Annotated in this window: 16 protein-coding genes; 6 read left to right on the forward strand and 10 right to left on the reverse strand. The window is 56.5% G+C overall.

The genetic code is table 11. The features are described from left to right. Nucleotides 1-51 precede the first annotated feature (51 nt). The 3 genes from WFK85_RS16610 (at nucleotide 52) to WFK85_RS16620 (ending at nucleotide 4,002) form a co-directional block, all read left to right on the forward strand. Complete coding sequence (locus tag WFK85_RS16610; protein ID WP_039287963.1) at nucleotides 52-510, forward strand: DNA polymerase III subunit chi; 459 nt, start codon at nucleotides 52-54, stop codon at nucleotides 508-510. Between the two features lie 6 nt (nucleotides 511-516). Further along, nucleotides 517-3,372: a valine--tRNA ligase gene (locus tag WFK85_RS16615; RefSeq protein ID WP_336708973.1), complete on the forward strand. Its 2,856-nt coding sequence runs from the start codon at nucleotides 517-519 to the stop codon at nucleotides 3,370-3,372. 108 nt (nucleotides 3,373-3,480) lie between these two features. Continuing rightward, nucleotides 3,481-4,002 carry a GNAT family N-acetyltransferase gene (locus tag WFK85_RS16620; protein ID WP_442892314.1) on the forward strand — a complete coding sequence of 174 codons (522 nt, stop codon included), beginning with the start codon at nucleotides 3,481-3,483 and terminating at the stop codon, nucleotides 4,000-4,002. A gap of 21 nt (nucleotides 4,003-4,023) precedes the next feature. On the opposite strand, the gene WFK85_RS16625 is transcribed toward WFK85_RS16620, so the two are convergent. From WFK85_RS16625 to rraB, 10 genes are all read right to left on the reverse strand, one after another. Beyond that, complete coding sequence (locus WFK85_RS16625; protein ID WP_008460785.1) at nucleotides 4,024-4,476, reverse strand: DUF1198 domain-containing protein; 453 nt, start codon at nucleotides 4,474-4,476, stop codon at nucleotides 4,024-4,026. Nucleotides 4,477-4,631: 155 nt separating this feature from the next. Beyond that, a complete protein-coding gene (gene uhpT, locus WFK85_RS16630; protein WP_336708972.1) occupies nucleotides 4,632-6,023 on the reverse strand; it encodes a hexose-6-phosphate:phosphate antiporter in 1,392 nt (463 codons plus the stop codon). 138 nt (nucleotides 6,024-6,161) lie between these two features. Further along, a complete protein-coding gene (locus tag WFK85_RS16635) occupies nucleotides 6,162-7,490 on the reverse strand; it encodes an MFS transporter (protein ID WP_336708971.1) in 1,329 nt (442 codons plus the stop codon). Between the two features lie 9 nt (nucleotides 7,491-7,499). After that, nucleotides 7,500-9,002, reverse strand: coding sequence for a signal transduction histidine-protein kinase/phosphatase UhpB (uhpB, locus tag WFK85_RS16640; protein WP_336708970.1), 1,503 nt, complete (start codon nucleotides 9,000-9,002; stop codon nucleotides 7,500-7,502). Next, nucleotides 9,002-9,592, reverse strand: coding sequence for a transcriptional regulator UhpA (gene uhpA, locus WFK85_RS16645; RefSeq protein ID WP_008460776.1), 591 nt, complete (start codon nucleotides 9,590-9,592; stop codon nucleotides 9,002-9,004). The genes uhpB and uhpA overlap by 1 nt, the downstream gene beginning before the upstream one ends. Before the next feature lie 94 nt (nucleotides 9,593-9,686). After that, nucleotides 9,687-10,502, reverse strand: a complete 816-nt coding sequence (locus WFK85_RS16650; protein ID WP_166877873.1) for a topoisomerase II — start codon at nucleotides 10,500-10,502, stop codon at nucleotides 9,687-9,689. 11 nt (nucleotides 10,503-10,513) lie between these two features. Continuing rightward, complete coding sequence (gene miaE / locus WFK85_RS16655; protein WP_166877870.1) at nucleotides 10,514-11,278, reverse strand: tRNA isopentenyl-2-thiomethyl-A-37 hydroxylase MiaE; 765 nt, start codon at nucleotides 11,276-11,278, stop codon at nucleotides 10,514-10,516. Between the two features lie 117 nt (nucleotides 11,279-11,395). Next, complete coding sequence (locus tag WFK85_RS16660) at nucleotides 11,396-11,839, reverse strand: lysozyme inhibitor LprI family protein (RefSeq protein WP_008460773.1); 444 nt, start codon at nucleotides 11,837-11,839, stop codon at nucleotides 11,396-11,398. Beyond that, complete coding sequence (locus tag WFK85_RS16665; RefSeq protein WP_166877864.1) at nucleotides 11,830-12,597, reverse strand: LysM peptidoglycan-binding domain-containing protein; 768 nt, start codon at nucleotides 12,595-12,597, stop codon at nucleotides 11,830-11,832. The genes WFK85_RS16660 and WFK85_RS16665 overlap by 10 nt, the downstream gene beginning before the upstream one ends. Before the next feature lie 207 nt (nucleotides 12,598-12,804). Then, entirely contained in the window at nucleotides 12,805-13,227 is a 423-nt protein-coding gene (gene rraB, locus WFK85_RS16670; RefSeq protein ID WP_008460771.1) for a ribonuclease E inhibitor RraB, read from the reverse strand. A gap of 163 nt (nucleotides 13,228-13,390) precedes the next feature. Here rraB and argF point away from each other — a divergent pair, with 163 nt between their 5' ends. The 3 genes from argF to WFK85_RS16685 all read left to right on the forward strand — a co-directional run bounded on the left by argF (nucleotide 13,391) and on the right by WFK85_RS16685 (nucleotide 17,193). Beyond that, entirely contained in the window at nucleotides 13,391-14,395 is a 1,005-nt protein-coding gene (argF, locus tag WFK85_RS16675) for an ornithine carbamoyltransferase (RefSeq protein ID WP_166995068.1), read from the forward strand. 649 nt (nucleotides 14,396-15,044) lie between these two features. Then, nucleotides 15,045-16,265, forward strand: coding sequence for an arginine deiminase (gene arcA / locus WFK85_RS16680; RefSeq protein WP_008460769.1), 1,221 nt, complete (start codon nucleotides 15,045-15,047; stop codon nucleotides 16,263-16,265). A 13-nt stretch (nucleotides 16,266-16,278) separates the two neighbouring features. After that, entirely contained in the window at nucleotides 16,279-17,193 is a 915-nt protein-coding gene (locus WFK85_RS16685; protein WP_336708969.1) for a carbamate kinase, read from the forward strand. Nucleotides 17,194-17,229 lie beyond the last annotated feature (36 nt).

The following is a 17,229-nucleotide window of genomic DNA, read 5'->3' on the forward strand; positions in this document are numbered from 1 at the left end:
GGAGAGGGTTAGGGTGAGGGGCAACAACATTCAACTTAACAAGCTGGTCTCATGAAAAACGCAACGTTTTACCTGCTGGATAACGACACTCATGCCGAAGGGCTAAGTGCCGTGGAACAGCTGGTGTGCGAGCTGGCTGCGGATGGATTCCGTGCAGGCAAGCGGGTGCTGGTCGCCTGCGAAAACGAACAGCAGGCGATTCGCCTCGACGAAGCGCTCTGGCAGCGAGATGCTCAGGCATTCGTCCCGCACAATCTGGCTGGTGAAGGCCCACGCTACGGCGCGCCGGTTGAGCTGGCATGGCCTCAGCGCCGCGGCAGCGCTCCCCGGGATTTGCTGATTAGCCTGCTGCCACAGTTCGCAGATTTTGCCACCGCTTTCCTGGAAGTGATAGACTTCGTACCTTACGAAGAATCCCAGAAACAACTGGCCCGCGAGCGCTACAAAGCGTACCGCGTTGCCGGTTTCCACTTGACTACGGCGACCTATACCCCGCCGGGAACGACATAGCAGACAATGGAAAAGACATATAACCCGCAAGATATCGAACAGCCGCTTTACGAGCACTGGGAACAGCAGGGCTACTTCAAACCGAATGGCGACACCAGCCAGGAAAGCTTCTGCATCATGATCCCACCGCCGAACGTCACCGGCAGTTTGCATATGGGTCACGCCTTCCAGCAAACCATCATGGATACCATGATCCGTTACCAGCGCATGCAGGGCAAAAACACCCTGTGGCAGGCGGGCACCGACCACGCCGGTATCGCAACGCAGATGGTTGTAGAACGTAAAATCGCCGCCGAAGAAGGCAAAACCCGCCACGATTACGGCCGCGATGCGTTCATCGACAAAATCTGGCAGTGGAAGGCTGAATCCGGCGGCACCATTACCCGTCAGATGCGTCGTCTCGGTAACTCCGTAGACTGGGAGCGCGAGCGCTTCACCATGGACGAAGGCCTGTCCAACGCGGTGAAAGAAGTGTTCGTCCGTCTCTATAAAGAAGACCTGATTTACCGCGGCAAGCGCCTGGTCAACTGGGACCCGAAACTGCGTACCGCGATTTCCGATCTCGAGGTTGAAAACCGCGAGTCAAAAGGCTCCATGTGGCACCTGCGTTACCCGCTGGCCGACGGTGCCAAAACCGCAGACGGTAAAGATTACCTGATTGTCGCCACCACCCGCCCGGAAACCGTTCTCGGTGATACCGGCGTGGCCGTTAACCCGGAAGATCCGCGTTATAAAGACCTGATTGGTAAATTCGTGGTACTGCCGCTGGTTAACCGCCGCATTCCTATCGTGGGCGACGAGCACGCGGACATGGAAAAAGGCACCGGCTGCGTGAAAATCACCCCGGCGCACGACTTTAACGACTACGAAGTTGGCCGCCGCCATCAGTTGCCAATGATCAACATTCTGACCTTCGACGGGGATATCCGTGAAGCCGCAGAAGTGTTCGATACCAACGGCGAAGAGTCCACCGTTTACGCCTCCGACATCCCGGCTGAATTCCAGAAACTGGAGCGTTTTGCAGCACGTAAAGCCGTGGTCGCGAAGTTCGATGCAATGGGCCTGCTGGATGAAATCAAACCCCACGACCTGACCGTGCCTTACGGCGACCGCGGCGGCGTGGTTATTGAGCCAATGCTGACCGACCAGTGGTATGTGCGTACCGCGCCGCTGGCAAAAGTGGCGGTAGAAGCCGTTGAGCAGGGCGACATCCAGTTCGTGCCTAAGCAGTATGAAAACATGTACTTCTCCTGGATGCGCGATATTCAGGACTGGTGTATCTCCCGTCAGCTGTGGTGGGGTCACCGTATCCCGGCCTGGTACGACGCGGAAGGCAACGTGTACGTTGGCCGCAACGAAGCGGAAGTTCGCGCCGAAAACAACCTGGGTGCCGACGTGGCGTTGAACCAGGACGAAGACGTGCTGGACACCTGGTTCTCCTCTGGCCTGTGGACCTTCTCCACCCTGGGCTGGCCGGAAAACACCGAAGCGCTGCGCACCTTCCACCCGACCAGCGTTATGGTCAGCGGCTTCGACATCATCTTCTTCTGGATTGCCCGCATGATCATGCTGACCATGCACTTCATCAAAGATGAAGACGGCAAGCCGCAGGTGCCGTTTAAGACCGTCTACATGACCGGCCTTATTCGCGATGACGAAGGCCAGAAGATGTCCAAATCCAAAGGCAACGTTATCGACCCGCTGGACATGGTGGACGGCATCTCTCTGGAAGATCTTCTGGAGAAACGTACCGGCAACATGATGCAGCCGCAGCTCGCGGAGAAAATCCGCAAGCGCACCGAGAAACAGTTCCCGAACGGCATCGAGCCGCACGGCACCGACGCCCTGCGCTTCACCCTGGCGGCGCTGGCCTCTACTGGCCGCGACATCAACTGGGACATGAAGCGCCTGGAAGGCTACCGCAACTTCTGTAACAAACTTTGGAACGCCAGCCGCTTCGTGCTGATGAACACCGAAGAGCAGGATTGCGGCTTCAACGGCGGCGAAATGGTGCTGTCTCTGGCCGATCGCTGGATCCTGGCCGAGTTCAACCGTACCGTGAAAGCATACCGTGAAGCGCTGGACAGCTACCGCTTCGACATCGCCGCCAACATCCTGTACGAGTTCACCTGGAACCAGTTCTGTGACTGGTATCTGGAGCTGACCAAGCCGGTCATGAACGGCGGTTCTGAAGCCGAACTGCGCGGCACCCGCAATACGCTGGTGAACGTGCTCGAAGGTCTGCTGCGCCTGGCACACCCGATCATTCCATTCATCACCGAAACCATCTGGCAGCGCGTGAAAGTGCTGAAGGGCATCACCGCAGACACTATTATGCTGCAGTCATTCCCGGCCTACGATGCGTCTCAGGTTGATGAAGCGGCGTTCGCAGACACCGAATGGCTGAAGGACGTGATCACCGCGGTGCGTAACATTCGCGCCGAGATGAACATCGCTCCAGGCAAACGTCTGGACGTGCTGCTGCGCGGCTGCAGCGAGGAAGCAATTCGTCGCGTGAGCGAAAACCGCACCTTCCTGCAGAACCTGGCTCGCCTGGAGAGCATCACCATCCTGCCAGTCGATGACAAAGGTCCGGTTTCCGTGACCAAGATTATCGACGGCGCAGAGCTGCTGATCCCGATGGCCGGTCTGGTAGATAAAGCCGCTGAGATCGAGCGTCTGGTGAAAGAAGTGGCGAAGATCGAAATCGAAATTGGCAAGATCGAAGGCAAACTGTCCAACGAAGGCTTTGTCGCCCGCGCGCCAGCTGACGTTGTCGCCAAAGAGCGTGAGCGTCTCGAAGGCTTTGCCGACGCCAAAGCGAAGCTGATTGAGCAGCAGACCGTTATCGCCGCGCTGTAATCGGCCCCAGGCATAATTCGCCCCGCACCTCGGTGTGGGGCGTTTTTTATGCAGCTTGCGCCCTCCGTAATGAAGTGCTATTAACTGCTTTTATCCTTCCCTAAGCCTATGAGTCACATGATGAACACCACAGCCCCGGTCGATGTGAAGCTCCAGCTGCGCCGGATTACTGCCGAAGACAATTCGGCTATCGCCCGAGTTATTCGCCAGGTGTCCGCCGAATACGGCCTGACCGCCGATAAAGGCTACACCGTTGCCGACCCTAATCTTGACGAGCTTTATCAGCTCTACAGCCAGCCAGGCCATGCGTACTGGGTGGTAGAAATCAACGGCGAAGTGGTGGGGGGCGGCGGCGTGGCGCCGTTATCGTGTAGCGAGCCGGACATTTGTGAGCTGCAGAAGATGTATTTCCTGCCGGTGGTTCGCGGCCAGGGATTAGCCAAGAAACTGGCGCTGCAGGCGCTGGATCACGCCCGGGATCAGGGCTTCAAGCGCTGTTACCTGGAAACTACCGCATTTCTGAAAGAAGCCGTTGGGCTATACGAACATTTAGGCTTTGAACATATTCCTGCCCCACTAGGCTGCACCGGCCATGTGGATTGCGAAGTCACCATGCTCAAAACGCTGTAATTCTCTGTGAAACGGCGTGCACTAGTGCAGCCAGTGCACGCCATCTTCAGGCTGGAAGTAGCCGTTATAGCGCATCTGAAAAGCCGTGATCTCCGGCTTCTCCGGCTCCATCTCTCGTAAAAACCCCTGTGCCAGGCGAACCTGAGCGTCAGTAATCGGTGTGGCAAGCCGGGCTTTTTGCAGCCTTCGATACCACTGCTGGAGATTTTGATCGCTGCCGTCGACAATCACCATCTGCCAAATCAGCAAAACCTGCGCCGCATTTTGCAAATGGGACTCATCCGGGCGGTGCAAATACTGTAAAAACGCGTCGCCCTGTGCTTTCCCCATTTGATCGATCATCGATTCAACCGGCACCACGTCGATCCCCAGCCGCTCACTCAGTCGGCGAATAGCCCGCCGTGAATCCGACGTGAGCACCCGAAAGCCGACAATAAACACCACGCAAAGCGTAGCTAACATAATCCAAATCATGAAGTTAAATACCCGGCAGCTTAACGACAATTTGCTATCAATGAATGCCGGGCAGTATAGCGCAATCACTTTACCCAGTAATGCCTCGCGCTGGCGTTATCCGCGGGCATAAAAAAGCCCGGCGTTATGCCGGGCTGGAACAGTTCAGAATGCGCTTAAGCGATTTTCAGCTGCTGGATCTTTCTCTCGCGGCGAATTTTGCGCTCTTCAAATACCGCCACGATGGCCATCAGCACGATACAGCCGATTGCGGCGGCATCCAGGGCAGCGAACGTGCCGGCCCAGCCGGTGAGACCGAAGATTGGCGTCCCGTCGGCAATCATCCCCAGGCCCAGCTTGGCGAAGCTGTCGCCGATCAGGTAAGCGAAGGTGCCTTTGATGCCGTCGGCCGCGCCGATAGCTTTCTTAGGCACGAAGCCGACTGCCGCCACGCCGATCAGCAGCTGCGGGCCAAAGACCAGGAAACCAAGGGCAAACAGCGAAGCCAGGTAAACGTACTGATTACTGGCATGCTGGTACACGCCCAGCGTGGCGATGATCAATGCCAGCGCTACGCAGGCCACCAGCGCACGACGACCATTCGCAAGGTCAGACAGCCAGCCCCACATCAGCGTGCCAACCAGCGCGCCCACTTCAAACAGGGTGAAGCCCTGAATCGCCACTTCTTTGGAGAGTTTCAGCTCCTGGAAAGCATACACGGTGGACCACTGGTCGATACCGATACGCACCACGTACAGGAAGATGTTGGAGAAGCACAGCAGCCAGATCACTTTGTTTTTCAGCACGTATTCAACAAAGATCTGCCATTTGGTCATCGAATTGTCTTCGGCTTCTTTGTCTTCTTCGCTGACCTCTTCGCCAAACAGCTCTTCGGCGGTGCCGAGGCCGTAGGACTCAGGGGAATCGCTGCCGTAGCGCAGGGCAATAAAACCGACAATCAGGGCAATAACGGACGGGAAGATAAACATCCCGATAACGTGGCCGTTAAACAGGTAGTTAGCGCCAAACAGGGCCACACCGGCCGCGCCAGCGCCGCCGAGGTTGTGGGAGATGTTCCACATGCCCAGGTAGCTGCCGCGCTTGCGGCGTGGCGTCCACTTGGTGATGGTCGAGTAGCTGCACGACCCGCCGGTGCTCTGGAAGAAACCGCTCAGAGCGTAGAAAGCAATCATCAGGAACAGGCTAACCGAGCCTGCGCCCATGCTGGCGCTGAAGCCGAGCATACAGATGGCGGAAAGGATCAGCATAAACGGCAGGAACTGCTTGGTGTTCTTCCCGTCTGCGTAATAAGAAACCAGGGTTTTGCCCACGCCGTAGGTAATGGAGAAACCGAGGCCAATCATCCCCAACTGTGTCATGCTCAGCCCGTAGGTGGAGATCATGTCGTTCTGGGCAATGTTAAAGTTTTTGCGGATCAGGTACATCGTCAGGTAGCCAATAAACACCACCAGATACGACTGCATGAACGGTTTGAACCACATTTTTCGCCGCACTTCGAGCGGCAGATCCAGGGTGGGCTTACGCACCTGGTTTAGAAAGGCCAGCATGGATGACTCCTGATTTGAATACCTGCTTAATGGCAGGCATTGTAAAAATCAGCGAGCAAACTGGCCTGAGACAGCGTCCAGGCCGAACCGGGAAAATTTCTTAGTTTTGCCCTTTATGGCGCAAAAGGGTGAGGAGTATCACGCTTCGTTAGCCTCGCGCGGGGCCTGGGCGTTTAAGAACGGTAGCAGCAGCAAAGCCGATATCCCGGCGGCAATTGCGATCACGGCAAAGAAGCCGCTCCAGTGCCAGATGTCGATCACCCGCGCCAGCGGCCAGCCGGAAAGCGAGGCGCCAAGATAGGCAAACAGCCCGACAAATCCCGTCGCCGCGCCCGCCGCCTCTTTGTGCGAACATTCTGCCGCCGCCATGCCGATCAGCATCTGCGGCCCAAACACGAAGAAGCCGGTGGTAAAGAAACAGGCCGCCTGCATCACGTAGCTGGCAAAGGGCATCAGCCATAGCGAGCCCACGGAAAGCAGAATGCCTGCCGCGAAGATCAGGTTCATCGGGCCACGGTTGCCGTTGAACAGCTTGTCCGAGCCCCAGCCCGCCACCAGTGCGCCGATAAATCCGCCCAGCTCAAACATGGTCACCGCCGAGTTCGCGGTAACCAGCCCGACCCCCAGCGTTTCGGACATATAAAGATTACCCCAGTCGTTGATCGCCGCCCGCACCACATACACCAGCACGTAGCACAGCGAGAGCAGCCAGATGTAAGGGTTAACCAGCACATACTTGTAGAGGATTTCTTTGCGCGTCAGCCCAGCGCCTTCCTGCTGCTGGGCGATTTCAAGGGCGTCATGCTGCCAGTCGCCCACCGCCGGTAAGCCCACGGTTTGCGGCCTGTCGCGCAGCCGCCAGCAGAGGAATAACCCGGCGATAATCGCCAGGCCACCGGCGATCATCATCCCGACACGCCAGCCGTACTGCAGCGCCGCAGCACCCATGATGATCGGGATTAACGCCCCGCCCACGTTGTGAGCAGTGTTCCAGACGGCCCACCAGCCGCCGCGCTCGCTGCGGGAATACCACGCCGTCAGCAGCCGGGCGCAAACCGGCGATCCCCAGCCCTGGAAAAAGGCGTTCAGCGCCCACAGCAGCGCAAACGCCCAAAGCGAGGTCGAGAAGCCAAACAGAATATTTACGATGCCGGTAGCTATCAGCCCGATGCCCATGAAATAGCGGGCATTGGAAAAGTCGCTGACAATCCCGGAGAAGAATTTCGACAAGCCGTAGGTGATGTAAAACAGCGTCGCCAGCAGGCCGATATCGGTGCGCTCCATCACGCCGGTGGCGAGGATTTCTGGCGCGGCGGCGTTAAAGCTTTTGCGGGTAAAGTAAAACAGCGCGTAGCCGAGCCAGATAGTGATCAGGATATGACGACGCCAGTAACGGTAGCGGGCATCAATTTCACTTTTGTCGCTAAGCGGCGCGACGCTTGCCGGGACTTTTAAAAAATTGAACATGCTCGCCCCTCAGGCATAACGTAGTGGCAGGCTGACGCTGACGCGCGTGCCGTGAGTGCAGGAAATGGCGAACGTCCCGCCCAGCGCCGTCACGCGCTCACGCATGCCGGTAAGCCCAAAGCCCTGCAGCCCGGAACCCGGCGGCAAACCGCTGCCGTCGTCTTCAATCACCAGCATCAGCCGCTCGTCCTGCTGCCAGCCCTGGAGCGTTACCGCGCTGGCGCTGGCGTGTTTTACGATGTTATTGAGCCCTTCCTGGCAAACGCGGAACAGCGTCACGCGCTGCCCCTCGCTAAGCAGAGGCTCATCGATTTGCCAGTTGATATGGCCGACGATGCCGCGGCTTTCCAGCTCCATCTCGCGCATCAGGGAACGAATCGCCTGCTCGAGCGATAAATCATCCAGCTGGCGCGGGCGTAAGCGCCCGAGCAGGCGGCGAACCGAGTCATAAATCCCCAGCGAAAGCTGTTCGATATGCGCGCCGCTGCGCTTAACGCCCTCACTTTCTGGCGCCAGCCGCTGCACGATCCCGGCCTGGGTACGGATCGCCGTGATGGTTTGCCCAATGTCGTCATGCAGTTCCCGCGCCACTTCCCGCCGCACGCTTTCTTCGGTTTCCAGCAGGCGTTCGGCCAGGCGGCGATTTCGCGCCAGCTCGGTTTGCAAAGACTGGTTCAGTTCACGCAGGCGCTGGATCCCTGCGCCCAGCAATAACCCGGTCAGGCTTTGAGCCAGCAATGAAAGCAGAAGATCCACCGGATGATCGTGCCAGGTCTGGCTGGCAATCAGCGCGATGGCGTTCATCAGGGTGGCAATCAGCGCTCCCTGCCAGCCGTAGTGCCAGGCCAGGGCGATAATCGGCAGCGCCAGGCAGAACGGCGTAAAACGGGAGAGTTCGGCGGGTAACCCCAACTGCAGCCAGAGGCTGACGGCAAACAGCAGTAAATACCAAATCAGATGCCGCCCGCGCCAGTTGACCGGCTGGGAAACCAGCGCCGGGCCAAGAGGTTGCCAGACGGTGCTGGTCAGATAGTGCCAGAGTACCAGGCAGGTCGGCGCCAGCGTTAACCCGCCGGTCAGGGTCAGCAGCAGCGCATTCAGGGCATCGCTGCCCTGGTTCAGCCACGGCAGCGACTGCAGCAAAGCGGCCGCGATAAGCGCCGCGCCCTGGCGCAGCAGAGTCCGCCAGTCACGCTGATGACGATAACGAGAAATGAGCGCCACCGGCAGGATGGTGAGCACCCCGCCCAGCATTAACAGCGGCAGATGCGCCAGCGCCACTTCCTGCGCGAGCCAGAAAAGCATCAGCCACTCCGCGCCCAGCAGAACCGGCCAGTAGCCGCGCGGGCACTGCAGCATCAGCCCTAAACGCAATCCAAAGGGAAATAACAGCACCGCCAGCTCAGGCCGCTCCACCAGATGCAGACTGATGCTCCACAGGCAAAACCAGCCGGCGGAAAAGATAAAGAAACTGGCGATAACGGCAATCAGCCGCGAGAAGAAAGGTCGCATTACCAACCGTCAAACAGGCGTCGCGCCAGCGCCACATCGTTGCTGACGTCGAGCTTTTCCATCAGGTTGGCGCGGTGCACGTGCACCGTTTTTGGCGAAAGTCCCAGCTCGGTGGCAATCTCTTTCACCGCCATGCCCTGCGCCAGCTTTTCAGCCACCTGCCGCTCGCGTTTCGTCAACGGATCCTGCCGCCCGGCGGCCAGCTTCATGGCAATGTCCGGCGTCAGGTAGCACCCGCCCGTCGCCACCGTGCGCACGGCGGCAATCAGTTCGTCGGGGCTGCAGCGTTTGGATAAAAAGCCGCGCGCGCCAGCGTTTAGCGCCTGCTCCACCAGCGCGGGGCTGTCGTGCACCGACAGCATGACGATCGCCATTCCTTTTGGTAACTGGCTTAACAGCTCCAGCCCGGAAATGTCCGGCATTGAAATATCGCAGATACACACCTGCACGCCCTGCCCCGGCAGCCCGGCCAGCGCCTCGCGTCCGGAGCCGAACTCGGCCACGACCTGAAAATCCGCCTCCAGCCCAAGAAGTTGAGCAAAGCCGGAGCGGACGATAAGGTGGTCGTCGATAAGGGCGATAGCGGTCATGATGCTTTCCAGGAAGGTAAAAAAACGCGCTTACCTTAGCGATAAGCGCGTAGCTGTTCAAGCCTTAAGCGATTTCGATCGCTATCGCTACGGGTTATTCCTGCGCAACCGACAGGCGAATGATCCCGGCCGCGCGGGCTGGAGGCAGCTGCAGAACGTTGCGCCACAGCTCCTGAACCTGGTTACAGACCAGCCCCTCTTTGCCCACCGCTTTATGCGGGTCCGACATAAGCTGGAGGTCGCTCCCGTAGCGCTTAGTCAACTGCTGCACGATGGGCTGAATGTCTTTGCGGGCCTGATCGCGCTCGGCGTCAGTTACGCTGTGTTTGTCTGCGCCGTAGGCGGAACGCATCATCGCCGCATCCACCTGCATGCGGCGCATCGTCACATCCTTAGGCAGTATTTTCGTGGAGTTGATGCCGCCCTTCACGTCCGGGAACAGGAAGCGGAAACAGGCGTCGTCACTGGATTTTTGCACCATCGCCGTTTGCTGCATGTTCACCTGCATAAACGCCACGACGTTGTCGTCCGTCGCGCTTTGCAGGCGCTTGGTCTCCACCGCGAGGATCTGCGGCTGGATGGTGTCGATCACTTCCTGCTCGGTTTTCCCCTGCTGGTGCATCTCTACCGCCTGCTGGCGAATGGACATCCACAGCGCGGGTTCCTGCTCTTTCAGCACCTGGTAAACCGGCATCCGGGCCATCGCGTCATCCAGCCCGGCCAGTTCCTGCCCGGCCCGATCGCGAGGAATAAGGTATTTTACGTCAAAGATGTTCCACGCCATGATGGCAACCAGCGCAATGGCCACCGCGCCCGCTTTACCGACCCAGCCTTTCTTGCGGAATACCGCTACCACCGCGGCGATCACAGCCCCGACATAGCCTGCAATAATGACGTGGGTCCAGTTCATGGTACATCCTTCTACTCTGCGGCGGGTACGCCGCTGTGGAAACGAAACTCGTCGTCATGGCTTTGGATAAGCCCGGCCTCAACCTTGCCAAAGAAACGCACGCGTTCACTGATATCGCCCCCGGCAATCTGCTCCGCCAGGGTTAAATAATCCTGATAATGGCGCGCCTCGGAGCGCAGCAGCGACAGGTAAAAACGCTGTAATTCATCATCCAGGTGCGGCGCCAGCGCGGCAAATCGTTCACAGGATCGCGCTTCAATGTAGGCGCCGCAGATAAGTTTATCGACCAGCATCAGCGGTTCATGAGTACGAGTTTCACTCAGTAAACCTTTAGCGTAGCGGCTGGCGGTGATTTTGGCGTACGGGATGTTACGGGCAATCATAATTTCCCGCACCTGCCAAAAATGGTGCAGCTCTTCTTTGATCAGCAGCACCATGCTGTCGATAAGCTGCTGCCCCCAGCCGTTCGCCGTTTTCGGCATGATGCTTTTGCTCAGCCCTTTGTGGAGCGAGAGAAAATCGGGTTCCTCGCCGTCACGGAAGGTAAAGGCTTCATAAGGCTGGAGCCAGGCCAGCAGCGCCTGGGAACTCTCTTTATCGGCAACGTATTTGCGGATCAGCAGCATCGCGGTTTGCGCGGCTTTCAGCTCGCACACCATGTGGTCGGTTAGCAGCAGCGGCAGATTTTCCGGGCGACGTGCCTTTTGAATCCACGCCTCGGGCGTCGGGCACTGCAGGAATTGGGTAATCGGGGAGAGGAGTTGCTGGTAGTCCATGAGGATATCCTGATGCGCAGCGGCTGAATGCCGCTGCACCGCTTACTTTTCGTAAAGGACAGCATAATCACTGCCCACACTTTTGTCAGTAAGCCCGGCAACAAAGAGCGTGCTGCACTATTTCACGGCTAGCCCTGAAACCGCGTGGGTTAGCTGCTCAGCGCGACCATAGTTGAGTTCAGCTATGCAAGACAGCCGCCTGATTTCACGCGCATTGCCTGCCGCACCTCCGCTGAGCGAAGCCGCAAGCTGGCATTGACCGTTGCGGTAATGAATGAACCGTTGATTTGATGTCTCGAGCGCTGCGCTAGCTTTCTCGATATAGCCCTGGTCTTCATCCCATTCGGCGATTCTGGTGGCGGCGGATTTGCTGGCTTTTTCCAAAACTTGCTCACTCTCTTTCGACTGCTTAATCAGACAGTCACGCATCCCCGCTTCCGCATATTCACTACACGCTTCTCGCAGGGCCGTGGCATCCTTAACTGGCTGAGGATCGTCAGCCAGCGCCAGCATCGGCAGACAAGCGGCGATAACCAGGCAAGCTTTCAGTGTCATTTGCATAAAGCGCTCTTCCCTTTTTTAATCAGTGATAATGCGTAATCGAGTTTTCTGGAATAGTTAGGATCGCCGCCGCCGTTATAGCGAAGAGCGATCGTCGTGGTCGAAATGCTCCGCCATCCGGCAATCACTCTGCGAGCGTTTGCCTTCTGGCACTTGAGCGTCTGACCAGCACGGAGAATCTTGACCTGTGGATTAAGCTTTTGCAGCAGTTCCAGAGTGCTTCCCTGCGCTTTCGCTATTTTTGCCAGGCTGTCACCGGGTTTCACGGTGACGTCATAAATTTTGCTGTCAACAGTGAGTATCGTTCGGTGCTCGAATTGCGCCATACGCATCAGCAGGTAGCCGATGCCCGCACGCAGGTTATTTAACGGCGTGGTTCTGATCGTGGCGACGGTTAACTGTTTTTTCCACGCGTCAGGCAGGATGAGCTCACCGCCTTCCTTACCTGACAGGAAAGATGTCATCCCAGGATCGCCCTTAACACCGATTTGCATCGGTCGGAAATGCCAGTCAGAGCTCAGGGCTCCCGTTTCGACCCAGACCATCGCTTTAATCAGATGCCAGTCCAAAGTCCTGTAGCCTGGCGTAGAGGAGAGATGGCGATTGTATCCATCGACTACCCGCTGGATGTCACAATCCCAGGCATTCCACCGCGTATCGCCGGGGGCCTTATTAATACCGTCCTGCCACTTTTCAAAACCTGTTCTGGGCGTTTTTTGTGCTGGGGTCGAGGAGGGAGTAAGACTGGAAGCTGTCATATTACACATCCTGTGCTGACTGATAATTGAAATGGCGAGACTTTAGCCTCATTTGCGCATTTTTAATACAAGATGACGATGCTAAGGCAGAATAGGTGGCCTGAAAATCATTTATTTAAGAAGAAAGGAAAAAAGAGAATTTTGCCCGATCGGGTAAGAATGACACATGCCAGGCGCAGCGGCTAAACGCCGCTGCGCCGCTTACTTTTAGTGACGAACGCCGTCGTCGTCTTCGTCCTGATATTCGTCGCCGTCTTCTTCACCCTCTTCGCCGTTCGGGTCTTCGAAGTAGGTGCCCCAGCCGTCGTATTCCACACCGAATTTCTCGGCCAGGTTCAGCAGTTGCTCAACCTGGGCACCGATCAGCTCAGCGTTCAGCGCGCATTCGCTCAGGATATCGCAGCAGATGACGGTATCACCCTCTTCCACTTCCAGCTCTTCCGGGTCAGTCACTTCATAACCCAGCTTGAACGCTTCAACGGCCGCTTTCTCCAGCGTTTCGAAATCATCCGCAGAAAGGTGGTGTTCGATGGTGTACAGCGCGTCCGGGTCGCTCCCGTCGTCCAGCAGTTCTTCAATGATTAAACGTGTTTCTTCGCGCTGTTCTTCCAGCTGTTCTGGATTTGCCATGGCCCTTTCCTCAAATGTGTCGGCAGATACTCTCATTTTCACACACGCCGGGGTTTGCCTCCACCTTTCACCGCAAAGTTTTAACACACAGGGTTGCAATTGAATATTCATACATATAAATTGAATTTTAATTCAATTAAGGCTTACGCCCTGCGAGGAAAAAATGAGTCACTTCTATCAGAAAAACTTTCTTAAGCTGCTCGATTTTACCCCTGCTCAACTGAACGAATTGCTGACCCTGTCCGCCAAGCTGAAAAGTGACAAGAAAAAAGGAACTGAGATTCAGCATCTTACTGGTAAAAACATTGCGCTCATCTTCGAAAAAGATTCGACTCGTACTCGTTGCTCTTTCGAAGTTGCCGCTTACGACCAGGGCGCCCGCGTCACTTATCTCGGCCCAAGCGGCAGTCAGATCGGGCATAAAGAATCAATTAAAGATACCGCTCGCGTGCTGGGGCGCATTTATGACGGCATCCAGTACCGCGGCTACGGCCAGGATATCGTCGAAACCCTTGCCAGCTATGCGGGCGTACCGGTGTGGAACGGCCTGACCAACGAATATCACCCGACCCAGCTGCTGGCGGATTTGCTCACCATGCAGGAACACCTGCCGGGCAAAAACCTGAATGAGATGACGCTGGTGTACGCCGGGGACGCGCGCAACAACATGGGGAACTCCATGCTGGAAGCTGCCGCTCTGACCGGGCTAGATTTGCGCCTGGTGGCGCCTAAAGCCTGCTGGCCGGATGAAAAGCTGGTCGCCGAATGCAAAGCCATGGCCGAAAAGACTGGCGGAAAAATCACGTTAACCGAAGACGTTGCCGCGGGCGTTAAAGGGGCGGATTTCATCTATACCGACGTCTGGGTGTCGATGGGCGAAGCCAAAGAGAAGTGGGCCGAGCGAATCACCCTGCTGCGCCCTTATCAGGTCAACAGCGCCATGCTGGCGTTAACCGGCAACCCGCAGGTCAAGTTCCTGCACTGCCTGCCGGCGTTTCACGACGATCAAACCACGCTGGGTAAACAAATGGCGCTGGAGTTCGATCTGCACGGCGGCATGGAAGTCACCGATGAAGTTTTTGAATCCTCCCACAGCGTGGTGTTCGACCAGGCTGAGAACCGGATGCACACCATCAAGGCCGTGATGGTCGCCACGCTGGCAAACTAGTTTCTTCGCTCCCAGGGCTTCTCCTGGCCCCTCGGCGGCTTTCCGCCCGAGGGGTTTTCTTTTCTCCCGCCTGGTTATTACTAAAAATGTTGCGCGTCTGATGCACGCCCAGCATTTTTTATGCACTAAAAGGACATAACCTCATCTCCCTCTCTTTTTATGCCCCACACAACAGTCTGTTTTCATTAAGATAAAAAGAATAAATCCGCTGCGCTCACAGTTTGCATGCACTGCATTAATAGCAAAATAAAAATAACTATTTTTCCGTGAACTTCTCTTCACGGCATTAAACAGATTCCATAATGAATAATCATGCAAACAGAAAATAAAAATCAATGATAATCAATACATTGCGACATTCACCCTTAGGAATAAACTTACATATTTTTAACACACCAAAATAATTAAAAACGATTTATCGTATAATTATGCATTCATCAACCTCAGTTAAATCACCGTTCTCTGACAGCCATCAATTAATAACAAAACAAATAAAAACCACCTTGAGCGCGTGATAAATCTCACATTAAATGGTTGTGAAGAAATTAATATACGCCTCGAAGAAAACTTTACAGGTTAATAAAATCGCGACGCAATATTTATTGCGCCAATGGCACGTCTATCTCCGAATTAATGCAAAGGAATAGTCATGGACAAACATTATGTCGGCTCCGAAATAGGTCAACTACGCAGCGTGATGCTGCATCGCCCAAACCTCAGCCTGAAAAGACTTACCCCTTCAAACTGTCAGGAATTGTTATTTGACGATGTGCTTTCCGTTGAGCGCGCCGGTGAAGAGCACGACGTTTTTGCCAATACGCTGCGCGGTCAGGGCGTGGAAGTTCTGCTGCTAACCGACCTGCTGACGCAAACGCTGGACGTCAGCGATGCCAAGGCCTGGCTGCTGAACACCCAGATTTCAGACTATCGGCTCGGGCCGGCATTCGCCTCGGACGTTCGCGGCTGGCTGGCTGATATGCCACATCGCGAACTCGCCCGTCGCCTTTCTGGCGGGCTGACCTATGGGGAAATTCCGACACACATTAAAAATATGGTCGTGGATATTCATGCCACAACAGACTTTATTATGAAGCCGCTCCCCAACCATTTATTCACCCGAGATACTTCCTGCTGGATTTATAACGGCGTCTCTATTAACCCAATGGCAAAAGCCGCTCGCCAGCGCGAAACAAATAACTTAAGGGCCATTTACCGCTGGCATCCGGCATTCACCGACGGGAAATTCATTAAGTATTACGGCGACGAAAATATTAATTACGATCATGCCACGCTGGAAGGCGGTGACGTATTAGTGATTGGCCGGGGTGCGGTATTAATTGGCATGTCCGAACGAACCACCCCTCAGGGCATTGAATTCCTCGCTGAATCATTATTCAGGCATCAACAGGCAACACGCGTGATTGCCGTCGAGCTACCGAAGCACCGCTCCTGTATGCACCTCGATACCGTCATGACTCATCTCGATCTCGACACCTTCTCCGTTTACCCGGAAGTCGTCCGCAAAGACGTGCAGTGCTGGACGTTAACCCCTGACGGCCACGGCGGCATCAAACGCCAGCAGGAAACCAGCCTGGTGAACGCCATCGAAAAAGCGCTGGGTATCGATCAGGTCAAGCTCATCACCACCGGCGGCGATGCTTTTGAAGCCGAGCGCGAACAGTGGAACGACGCCAACAACGTGCTGACCGTTCGCCCCGGCGTGGTCATCGGCTACGAACGCAATATCTGGACCAACGAGAAATACGACAAAGCCGGGATCACCGTCCTGCCTATTCCAGGCGATGAACTGGGCCGCGGACGTGGCGGCGCGCGTTGCATGAGCTGCCCGCTGGAACGCGACGGGATTTAAGGGAGGAAAGCATATGCAACATAAACCCACTCTCGTAGTCGCGCTCGGCGGGAATGCCCTGCTGAAGCGTGGTGAACCGCTGGAAGCCGACCTGCAGCGTAAAAATATTGAGCTGGCGGCAAAAACTATCGCCCAGCTCACCCACGCCTGGCGCGTGGTGCTGGTGCACGGCAACGGTCCGCAGGTCGGCCTGCTGGCCCTGCAAAACAGCGCCTACCAAAACGTAAGTCCTTATCCGCTGGACGTTCTCGGCGCTGAGAGCCAGGGAATGATCGGCTACATGCTGCAGCAGGCGCTGAAAAATCATCTGCCTGACCGCGAAGTCAGCGTGCTGCTGACTCAGGTTGAAGTAGATCCGCAGGATCCGGCCTTTAGCAATCCGACCAAGTACATCGGCCCGGTGTACAGCAAGGAGCAGGCGGATGCGCTGGTACGTGACAAAGGCTGGTCGGTAAAAGCTGATGGCCAGTATTTCCGCCGCGTCGTGCCGTCCCCGCTGCCTAAACGCATCGTCGAAAGCGATGCCATTACGGCGCTTATCCAGCGTGACCACCTGGTTATTTGTAACGGCGGCGGCGGCGTGCCGGTGGTGGAGAAAGCCGATGGCTACCACGGGATTGAAGCCGTCATTGATAAGGATCTTTCCGCCGCATTGCTGGCTCGCCAGATAGAGGCCGACGCCCTGCTGATCCTCACTGACGCAGACGCCGTTTATCTCAACTGGGGCACACCAGCGCAGCGCCCGCTCACCAGCGTGACGCCAGCCGAGCTTGAAGGCATGAGCTTCGATGCAGGCTCGATGGGGCCAAAAGTGTCCGCCTGCAGTCACTTTGTCGCCAGTTGCCACGGTATCGCCGGGATAGGTGCGCTGGAGGATGGCCCGGCAATTCTGGCCGGGGAGAAAGGCACGTTAATTCGGGAGCCGTGAAAGCCCCCTCACCCTAACCCTCTCCCCTGGGGGAGA

The organism is Cedecea sp. VD22, assembly GCF_037150195.1.
In the GTDB taxonomy this organism is placed as follows: Bacteria; Pseudomonadota; Gammaproteobacteria; order Enterobacterales; family Enterobacteriaceae; genus Cedecea.